The sequence below is a fragment of the Peribacillus glennii genome (assembly GCF_003429105.1).
Classification (GTDB): domain Bacteria; phylum Bacillota; class Bacilli; order Bacillales; family DSM-1321; genus Peribacillus; species Peribacillus glennii.
Map to the genome: position 1 here is coordinate 233,258 of NZ_QVTD01000001.1, position 8,993 is coordinate 242,250.

Below are 8,993 nucleotides of genomic sequence, written 5' to 3' on the forward strand. Positions count from 1 at the left end.
ATGATGATATTCGTGAGCAATAGTGTGGATAAGCAACTGTTTAAATTTAATTTGTTCATCCGCATCCGTAGGTTTGTGTCGAAGGGAATAATCAAATAGACCATATAAAACCGATTCAATGAAGATGTGTATTTTGTCTTTGGTCGGATCGTTCCAAGCATATCTCACTTCTCCTTGATCTTTCCAAACGCCACTGTTGACTTGGAATCTTACATCAATAGTCGTTAGGGGTGAACTTCTTTTAATTTTTCAAAAGCAATATTAAGAATTTGGGACGGCCCATTAGGGTCAATTAGTATAAACTTCATAACACTTTTCATCTTCTCTTTTGGGAATAGCATCCAAAACATCCTCTCTCTCTTATTTTGCTTTAGTTTCAAAAATCGTTTCTTAGCTTTATATTAGGTATGAATTGTTCTTAAATTATTCAAACTTCAACAAATTCCTTTAAGTTAATCTGCTCCGTTAGTGGAACAAGAAAAAAGGGCTGCCACAAGCAACCCTTAGTTTAAACAAATCCACCCGTCACTTTAAGTGTACGGTATCACAATATTTAACCTTGTTTAATAAATAATCAACATCACAATTAAGAAGTCGGTATACATCACAGAACTTCTTTTTATTTCTACCCGCAATCGTAATCTAAGCCAACTTATTAAAAATCATATTTGGCATCTCTTTCCTCAGTGGATTCTATTGCTATAGGCTATTTTTGGTTCTCTTTTTTGCATTCCTTTATTTCTTCTATATCTTCTTTTTTTAACTTGGGTTCTCTCTTGCAGCCTCATAATTTCGAGTTTCCCATCATGCAATTTTATTAAGTGGGTTAAGCTGGTTCTCATCATAAGTGAGATTTGGATTTGGTAAGGTAATTATTATTTTGTATTATGTAGGCTTAGGCTTTACTTAAATAATACAATAAAAGGAGCAATCGCTCCTTTTTCTGCTGGTATTTCAAAATTTTACATAATGTAGATTACTCAGTAATTTTGGTTATTTTTCTTTTCTAACAAATTTTTCATTTGATTTTGTACGATTGTTCGAATATTTAGCTTTATCTGCTTCTAAAAATTCCCCAATAAATGATGATTCTGTTCGATTAAGTCCCCCCATGTGAGAAGGGATTTTTAAGCTATTAGCAAATTGTGAATTCTTTATCCATGAAAAACGAAAGTCCTTAGATACTTTATTTTGACTGAAGCTAACTAACATTCCTTCCGAATCAACTGACTCAAAAGAGGCAACTTCTCTATTTAAGTCTTTAATCTTCGGTGTGCGATGTTCTTTTTATATAATCCCTCGATTGGTCAACATCCCTAGCTTTCCGTAAGGTTAACACTCTTTTTTGCCTCTGGAATATCGTATGCTAGTCTGTCATATAGCATAATACATTTATGAGGTGAGATAGGGAGAAATAGTTGCAGCCCCCTAGTAATATAACTAAAACCTCTCGGATACCTTTTACTAATATAAAAGGAATTATAACGAACGACAGGATTATCTGACGTAATAAATCTTCTTGCTCCTTTTTGTTCTACAATCAAGATTGGTTCTAGATCAATAACCATAGGTATACTTTCTAGAGCCATTTCTATCATGTGATTAGCTGGTTCATTCCAACCAATTGTAAACGGTTCTAAATCGACATCTTTGAAATCAGGATGTTCCTTCATTATGGTTTTAGTCATAAAATCAACCATATTATTTGTTGAATCTGCAGACCTTAAATTTCTTGCTTCACTTACAAGAAGAAACTTTATGAGATCAACATAATCCTTAATTCACTCGGAAATTCATTGGTATTAATAATACCTTTAATAATGGGTGATGCTTTAGATTCAATATCTTCGTTTAGAAAGTTTTCTACTTTTTTATCAGAACCATAAAAATTGTTCTTTTGACACATATCCTTTATAGACGCATTCGAAATATATTTCCGAGTTAGTAATATTAAATGTCAATTGATTTTTTGCTATCAGAAAAATTTCTTAAATAAAATTTTGGTACATAATGTTGCCTACTTTTTTCCCCCATTATTACTCCTTTTTTTACTTTTTCTTTAATTATCTTCCTATGAAGGTGTCTTTATCAATACAAATTAAATAAACTGAAATATCCGTCCCTATTTTGAGATTTCCTTCTTCAGCTAACCGGCCCTTTAGTGGAACAAGAAAAGCTGCTTCAAAAGCAGCTAGGATCTTATACTCAAGCACCCGTTTGTTTAAGTACCATTCTTCACAATCAAAACTGTCTCAAATATAACTAAAAAGTGCGTTAACCAATCCCTCGTCATCAACACACCAATATTTGAAAATAGAATGTAAAAAGATTAAGATGAAAACAAAAGTAAATTGTAGTCTTTAGGAGAAAAAATATGACTTTTTTTAATCACATAAAAAGATTAAAGACAATAAATCTACATCCTGCCCATATTCTGGTTCTAGGTTTTCTGGTCTTAATTTTTATAGGTACTTGCCTATTTATGATTCCAGCAGCAACAAAAGACAGGCATCACCTTAGCTTAATTGATGCCTTGTTTGAAGCCACTTCGGCAGTTTGTGTAACAGGATTAGCCGTTGTTGATACAGGGACCACCTTTACTTTATTTGGTCAAATTATCCTATTAGCCCTTATTCAACTGGGTGGCTGGGGATTTATGACCAGTGGAATACTGATGTTTATCATACTTGGGAAAAAGATCGGCTTAAAACAAAGACTGTTACTTCAAGAATCGTTAAACACATTCTCACTACAAGGAATTATACGATTGCTTCAACGAGTTATTATCATCACGTTAATAGTGGAAGCCCTTGGGGCAATCGCCTTGGCTATCCGTTGGTCCCAGGAAATGAGTTGGGGTCAAGCCCTATATTACGGAATATTCCATTCTATTTCTGCTTTTAATAATGCTGGGTTTGGTCTTGAAGCGGATAGTTTAAGTAAATGGGTTGGTGATCCCACTATAAATATCGTCATAACCTCATTATTTATTCTTGGCGGTATAGGCTTTTTTGTGGTTGCCGATATATTCGAAAAGAGGAATTTGAGAAAGGTCTCTCTTCACACTAAGATAACGTTAAGTTTTACTTTGGTTATCAATATAGTTAGTACACTTATCATATTTGGTTTGGAATATGATAATCCAGGTACTCTAGGAAGTTTGGGGACGACCGATAAGTGGTGGGCTGCTTATTTCCAGGGAGTTGTTCCTCGTACTGCTGGTTTTAATTCAATTGATATTAGTCAAATGACATTAAGTTCTCAAGTTTATATAATGGGGTTAATGTTTATAGGTGCAGGGTCGGGTTCAGTAGCAGGTGGAATCAAAGTAACAACATTTGCTCTCTTGTTACTGGCTCTTTGGTCTGTCGTTACTAACAAAGAAGATATAAATATCTTTAAACGCAGAGTTCCTAAGACACTTGTATTTAGAGCGCTATCCATTGCTGTTTCTGGAGTTATTTTTATTTTCTTGATCTTCTTTTTACTGACAATAACAGAAAAAGGAGCAGAAATGTCTAAAATACTATTTGAAACAGTCTCAGCTTTTGGAACAGTCGGAATGAGTGCTGGATTAACAATGGAATTAAGTCCTATGGGGCGGATTTTAATTACAGTAATGATGTTTATAGGAAGAGTAGGTCCTTTAACAATGGCTTTTGCACTAGCCATCCACGCAAATAATAAAGCGAAGATTCGTTATGCTGAGGAAAAAATATTAATTGGCTAAAAAGCACTGGTCCAAACAGTGCTTTTTTAAATAACTACTAGTTCCTTGTTTGGCTAACCTGCCCCTTTAGTGGAGCAAGAAAAGCTGCCCAAAAACAGCTCCAAATTTTAAAACACCTAATTCTGTGGAATCTTTCTCGTTATTATATGGAGAGGCGGGCATGTTATCCTTGTTCGGCAGAGCCAGTTTGTTGGATGTAACAGGCTTCATGGCTCGATATCTTGCCCGTAGAGGCTCCATGTAAAGTGACAATGAAAACGCAGCAAGTTAACCACGTCTTCCTCCTCTTCCACCTCGTTTTCCTTCAGTGTTACGTTTTAGAGAAGATAAGCTCTCTTCACTACTCTTCAAGAATTTAGACATTTTATCTTCAAAGGTTTCTCTTGGTTTAAAATTACCTCTAGAACGATCATTCCCTCTACCTTGAGTGGGGCGAGGACGTTGCTTATAAGAAGATTGTCCTTCAGGTTTATCTATGGTTTGCTTTATCGACAAGGCAACCTTTCCTTCTTTTTCACTCAACACTTTAACTTCAACCATATCGCCTATTTTGAGATGATCATTAACATCTTTTACATAGCTATCAGCAACTTCACTGATATGCACTAGACCTGTTGTTCCTCCAGGTAATTCTACGAATGCTCCAAAATTAGTGATACCTGTTACTTTACCTTGTACCTTACTTCCTAGTTCAATTGACATGAAAATAATGTTCCTCCTCGATATGTTAATAACAGTTTATTATAACAAAGTATTAATGATTATAATATCAAATTTGATACTTTTAGAGCAGGATCATTGTTTATTTTCGTTTATTCGCTGTCGTGTCACTTGTGGCGGTTGGCATACGTCACATTTACGTTGGTTATTATTTTTAAATTTGGTAAATGTTTTTTCAAAGTTGCTACCACATGCACATTTAAATAGTAACTTTTGAGAAAAACCGTGATATGAATAAGATACCTTCAATGTGTTTAATTGAGTGCCAACTCATGTTATATGAGGAAAAATCGGACTAAAGGGCATGACAGTGTCAATTTTATGTGACAAAGCAAAAATATCACCTTTTCCAAAAGTAAATAATGATTTAGGCAGGCGACATCGACAGCCATTGATCCAGCAGCAGGATAGAGCCATCATGTCGCTTTTTTTTCAACAGCCTTCTAATCCCTTGTTCACTTAGGTGACAGATGATCGTACTTTCCGGTTTTTGCCTTCATCGATCATACATAGGCCATAGCAGTCACATTAAGACTTGATGTGGCCCATGAGATGATGGCACATTAAATTAGCAGTAGCATGATTATGCTTAGAAAAGTTTCAAAAAGACTGCTCTTTTCGGAGCAGTCTACTTATGTGCATGTAAGGCCGGTTTATGATGTCACGCATAGCCGTCAGCAGTGTCCCACAGTAGTGGGAAGGATTAGCCGTTTCCATTAAGATTAGATAAACAACAACAAGCTAAGGGCCATGACTGCCATGCCACCAATCAAACCGTATATGGATACGTGCCCTTCATCATATTTTTTAGCAGCAGGAATCAATCCATCAAGTGATATAAAAACCATGATGCCAGCCACCGCAGCAAACACCATGCCAAACATTACATCGTTAAGGAACGGCATTAAGATCAGGTATGCAATAATCGCACCGACCGGCTCCGATAATCCTGATAAAAATGACAGCTTAAAGGCTTTCTTCTTGTTACCCGTGGCAAAGTAAATCGGCACGGCCACTGCAATTCCCTCCGGTATGTTATGGATAGCAATGGCAAATGCAATGGCCATCCCAAGACTGGGATCTTGCAGAGCCGAAGTGAATGTAGCAATTCCCTCGGGAAAATTATGAATGGCAATGGCTAACGCAGTGAATGTACCCATTTTCAATAATGCAGTCTCTTCAACGGAGGAATTCATATCCTCTACCTTCTGGTGTTCATGAGGATTCCCTTGTGTAGGTATAAATTTGTCAATCAAGGCTATAAGGACCATCCCTGCAAAGAACCCGCCAACGGTCAGCCAGTTACCTAACTGGACTCCAACACTATCAACCAGGGCAGTCTTGGCTTTCACAAAAATTTCTACCAATGAAACATAAATCATAACACCCGCCGAAAAACCGAGCGTCAAAGATAGAAATTTTTTGTTCGTCTTTCTTGTAAGTAACGCAATAACACTTCCAATTCCGGTTGCCAGTCCGGCTAACAATGTTAGGCTAAAAGCCAAAATCACATTTTCTTCCATCGGTCTATCTCCCCCTGCAAACGGTTGCTGCCATTTTCACCTTACTACATACTACACTGAAAACAAGGACGAACTGTCTCCTATGAGAAACTTAAACATAACTCATATAGATTAAGATTAATGAAAGGTCTCAAAAAGCAGAAAAATATTTAATAAAATGACGATTCCTGCTATGACCCAGCCTAGTACTGTTGTCAGCCTATGATTGGTAAGCCCGCCCATGATTTTTTTGTTGCTCGTAAAAATAATCAATGGAATCAGAGCGAATGCAATGCCAAACGATAGAATGACTTGACTCATGACCAGGGCATTTGTCGGATTAATACCAGATATGATAATGAGTAAAGGTGGCACTATTGTGATAGCACGCCGTAAATACAGATTTATTTTCCTGTTTATAAATCCTTGCATCACCACATCGCCAGCCAGCGTACCGACTGAAGAACTGGACAACCCGGCAATTAACAGGCTTAGTCCGAAAGAAATCGACGCAATAGGACCAACTAAATGGCCAAATTGATGAAAGGCTGTAGACAAGTCTTCAATGATCAGACCGTTTTTGAAAAAAAGCGATGCAGAAACAATCAGCATACTCATGTTAATGGCCCCAGCCAGCATCATGGCAATAATGATATCCAAAAATTCCAGTTTGAATATTTGCTTTTTGTCGAAGTCGTTCTGTCCTACCACACGCTTTTGAGTAAGGGAGGAATGGAGATAGATCGCATGAGGCATGACCGTCGCCCCCAGAATGCCGGAAGCTAAAAGAATGCTGTCTACCCCTACAAACTTCGGAGTAAAAACCCCTTCCGCAACAGCACTTATATCAGGCTTTGCCAACACTACCTGACAGGCGAATGCTACTACCACAATCATAACCATCGCTGCTATGCCTGCCTCCAATGAGCGGTATCCACGACGCTGCAATTCCAAAATAAGGAAAGATGCCGCCGCAGTGATGAGTGCAGCAGGAAGCATAGGTATATCAAATAGTAAATTAAGTCCTAAAGCAGCCCCGATAAATTCTGCCAAATCGGTTGCAATGATAACCAGTTCACTTTGTATCCACAAAAAAAGAGCTACGGATGTTGGGAATAAATCACGTGCTACTTCCGGTAAATTCATACCCGTCGCAATTCCCAGTTTGGCAGATAAGGATTGTATTAATACGGCCATTATATTAGATACGGCAATCACCCATAGCAAAAGATAACCGAATTTTGAACCAGCCGTTATATTGGTTGCAAAATTGCCAGGATCTATATACGCAACAGAGGCAATGAAAGCCGGTCCGAGGAAGGGTAAAATCCTTTTTAAACCAGTTACATCCCCTCTTAGTACTGCCTCCGCGGAAATTAATGTCTTATTTTTTAGTATGATGGTTTCGGGCTTTTGTTTTTTCAAATTGTTTCCCCCCTACGCAAAATTAAGCCTGTTCTAAAAAAGTTTCCCTAGAGCAAAATTCGCTACTTATATCTTAAGGCATTGTTAGAATTATGTAAAATACTTCGAATGGGAATTTTCTATTTAACCACGTGACTCGATCATCCATATAGTGAAATTCTTATGATCTGTAGAAAAGAACCCCGAGCCGTGGAAAATCTTGTAGTAAATAAATTAGGATGCTAATAAAAGGATAGGAACTATAACGATTTTAAGAGGGCATAAAGCATTCTATATAATTTGAAACCTTGATTGCTTTCATTTTGAAATATAGCCTCTTAACGTAAAAAGAAACCAGGAGGAAGAGATTTTCTTGCGGTTTTAAAATTCACCTGCTATTCTAAATCCCGTGTTATGCTGGATAGGATAAGGAGCTCCATCCCTTTTACTGGAGGTTTTTTTTTGAAGGTTAATATAAACAAATTTACAAAAATAACGTACAAACACCTTATTTTCTTTAGCTTGTTAGGATTATGCTTTGCGATATCCGTTTTTTTTGTGAATCACAATGATTCCTTCTATGAACGCCCCATAGCCGAGGTCGTCAAAGTGTCGTTGGCTGATAAAACGAAAATGACCGATATCCATGGTAATGAAGATTACCTATTCAAGCAACGTATAATAGGAAAACTAAAAAATGGTAACAGAAAAGGACAGCTTATTCATTTAACCAATGAGTATTCATCATCCGGAGCCTTTGACCAAGAATATGGCGTAGGGGATAAGCTGTTTGTCTCAGTCAATAAGAAAGAGGAACAAGATTCATTAACTGGCACCATAAAAGAGGTCAAACGTGACCATCATATTGTCATCACTGCATGGATTTTTATCTTTATTCTGCTTATTGTCGGTAAAAAGCAAGGGCTGTTCTCCATCATAAGTTTGGCAGTCAATGCCATTATATTGTCTTATGCACTGGATGTTTATCGTAATGCATCGCATGTGAGCCTGGTGCTGATATGCAGCATAAGTGCCATTTTGTTCACGGTGTTTTCTTTGCTGCTGGTCAATGGCTTTAACGAAAAAACATATGCTGCGATTGTTGCTACCCTGCTTGCAACGTTTCTTTCACTATTGATTGCCTTTCTTGTCATGAGGCTGACTTTGGAAAGTGGGCTCCGATACGAAGAAATGCAATTCTTGACCCGTCCTTATCGAATGGTGTTTATGGCCGGGTTATTGGTCGGATCTTTGGGTGCGGTAATGGATGTAGCCATTACCATGTCTTCTTCCATTTTTGGGTTGTATGAAAACAATAACAACATATCCATAAAAGCACTGAAGACTTCTGGAATGGAGATTGGGAAGGATATAATGGGAACCATGACCAATATTTTGTTCTTTGCCTATATAAGCGGTTCCATTCCCTTGCTTATTTTGTATTTGAAGAATGCGTCTGCCTTAGGTTTTACCCTCTCCATGAACCTATCATTAGAAATGGCTCGGGCCCTAGCTGGCGGGATTGGAATTGTGCTCACCATACCGATTGGTCTTTATACCTCCATCTTCTTCATTAATCAAAAGAGGGCGAGATTATGAATGTATTAGTCTTTCTGGCAGCGATTTTAGGTATCTTG

10 protein-coding genes are annotated in these 8,993 nt (G+C 37.4%); 2 read left to right on the top strand and 8 right to left on the bottom strand.

All coding sequences use genetic code 11. From position 1 onward, the window contains the following. Positions 1–993 precede the first annotated feature (993 nt). The 4 genes from D0466_RS22715 to D0466_RS23260 all read right to left on the bottom strand — a co-directional run bounded on the left by D0466_RS22715 (position 994) and on the right by D0466_RS23260 (position 2,034). A complete protein-coding gene (locus D0466_RS22715) occupies positions 994–1,212 on the bottom strand; it encodes a hypothetical protein (protein ID WP_233522488.1) in 219 nt (72 codons plus the stop codon). 104 nt (positions 1,213–1,316) lie between these two features. After that, positions 1,317–1,700: a DUF4238 domain-containing protein gene (locus D0466_RS22720; protein ID WP_325048659.1), complete on the bottom strand. Its 384-nt coding sequence runs from the start codon at positions 1,698–1,700 to the stop codon at positions 1,317–1,319. Between the two features lie 56 nt (positions 1,701–1,756). Then, entirely contained in the window at positions 1,757–1,906 is a 150-nt protein-coding gene (locus D0466_RS23255) for a hypothetical protein (RefSeq protein ID WP_267897364.1), read from the bottom strand. 44 nt (positions 1,907–1,950) lie between these two features. After that, positions 1,951–2,034, bottom strand: coding sequence for a DUF4238 domain-containing protein (locus tag D0466_RS23260; RefSeq protein WP_267897367.1), 84 nt, complete (start codon positions 2,032–2,034; stop codon positions 1,951–1,953). A 340-nt stretch (positions 2,035–2,374) separates the two neighbouring features. Here D0466_RS23260 and D0466_RS01150 point away from each other — a divergent pair, with 340 nt between their 5' ends. Next, on the top strand, positions 2,375–3,730 hold the full coding sequence (locus D0466_RS01150; protein ID WP_117320717.1) for a TrkH family potassium uptake protein: 1,356 nt from the start codon (positions 2,375–2,377) through the stop codon (positions 3,728–3,730). Between the two features lie 66 nt (positions 3,731–3,796). Here the strand turns inward: D0466_RS01150 and D0466_RS01155 are convergent, their stop codons facing one another. The 4 genes from D0466_RS01155 to D0466_RS01170 all read right to left on the bottom strand — a co-directional run bounded on the left by D0466_RS01155 (position 3,797) and on the right by D0466_RS01170 (position 7,377). Next, a complete protein-coding gene (locus D0466_RS01155) occupies positions 3,797–3,982 on the bottom strand; it encodes a hypothetical protein (protein WP_117320718.1) in 186 nt (61 codons plus the stop codon). A 15-nt stretch (positions 3,983–3,997) separates the two neighbouring features. Beyond that, complete coding sequence (locus tag D0466_RS01160) at positions 3,998–4,432, bottom strand: S1 domain-containing RNA-binding protein (RefSeq protein ID WP_117320719.1); 435 nt, start codon at positions 4,430–4,432, stop codon at positions 3,998–4,000. A 740-nt stretch (positions 4,433–5,172) separates the two neighbouring features. Beyond that, entirely contained in the window at positions 5,173–5,973 is an 801-nt protein-coding gene (zupT, locus tag D0466_RS01165; protein ID WP_117320720.1) for a zinc transporter ZupT, read from the bottom strand. A 117-nt stretch (positions 5,974–6,090) separates the two neighbouring features. Further along, positions 6,091–7,377 carry an Nramp family divalent metal transporter gene (locus D0466_RS01170; RefSeq protein ID WP_199484478.1) on the bottom strand — a complete coding sequence of 429 codons (1,287 nt, stop codon included), beginning with the start codon at positions 7,375–7,377 and terminating at the stop codon, positions 6,091–6,093. 441 nt (positions 7,378–7,818) lie between these two features. Here D0466_RS01170 and D0466_RS01175 point away from each other — a divergent pair, with 441 nt between their 5' ends. Beyond that, positions 7,819–8,955 (top strand): YibE/F family protein, encoded by a 1,137-nt coding sequence (locus D0466_RS01175; RefSeq protein WP_117320721.1) that lies wholly within the window; start codon positions 7,819–7,821, stop codon positions 8,953–8,955. Positions 8,956–8,993: the final 38 nt, after the last annotated feature.

Bases quoted from the DNA above. Each gene is read 5' to 3' on its own strand.
- D0466_RS01160 (WP_117320719.1), bottom strand. From the start codon at position 4,432: ATGTCAATTGAACTAGGAAGTAAGGTACAAGGTAAAGTAACAGGTATC.
- zupT (WP_117320720.1), bottom strand. From the start codon at position 5,973: ATGGAAGAAAATGTGATTTTGGCTTTTAGCCTAACATTGTTAGCCGGA.
- D0466_RS22720 (WP_325048659.1), bottom strand. From the start codon at position 1,700: ATGGTTGATTTTATGACTAAAACCATAATGAAGGAACATCCTGATTTC.
- D0466_RS23255 (WP_267897364.1), bottom strand. From the start codon at position 1,906: ATGTGTCAAAAGAACAATTTTTATGGTTCTGATAAAAAAGTAGAAAAC.
- D0466_RS01150 (WP_117320717.1), top strand. From the start codon at position 2,375: ATGACTTTTTTTAATCACATAAAAAGATTAAAGACAATAAATCTACAT.
- D0466_RS23260 (WP_267897367.1), bottom strand. From the start codon at position 2,034: ATGGGGGAAAAAAGTAGGCAACATTATGTACCAAAATTTTATTTAAGA.
- D0466_RS22715 (WP_233522488.1), bottom strand. From the start codon at position 1,212: ATGTTAGTTAGCTTCAGTCAAAATAAAGTATCTAAGGACTTTCGTTTT.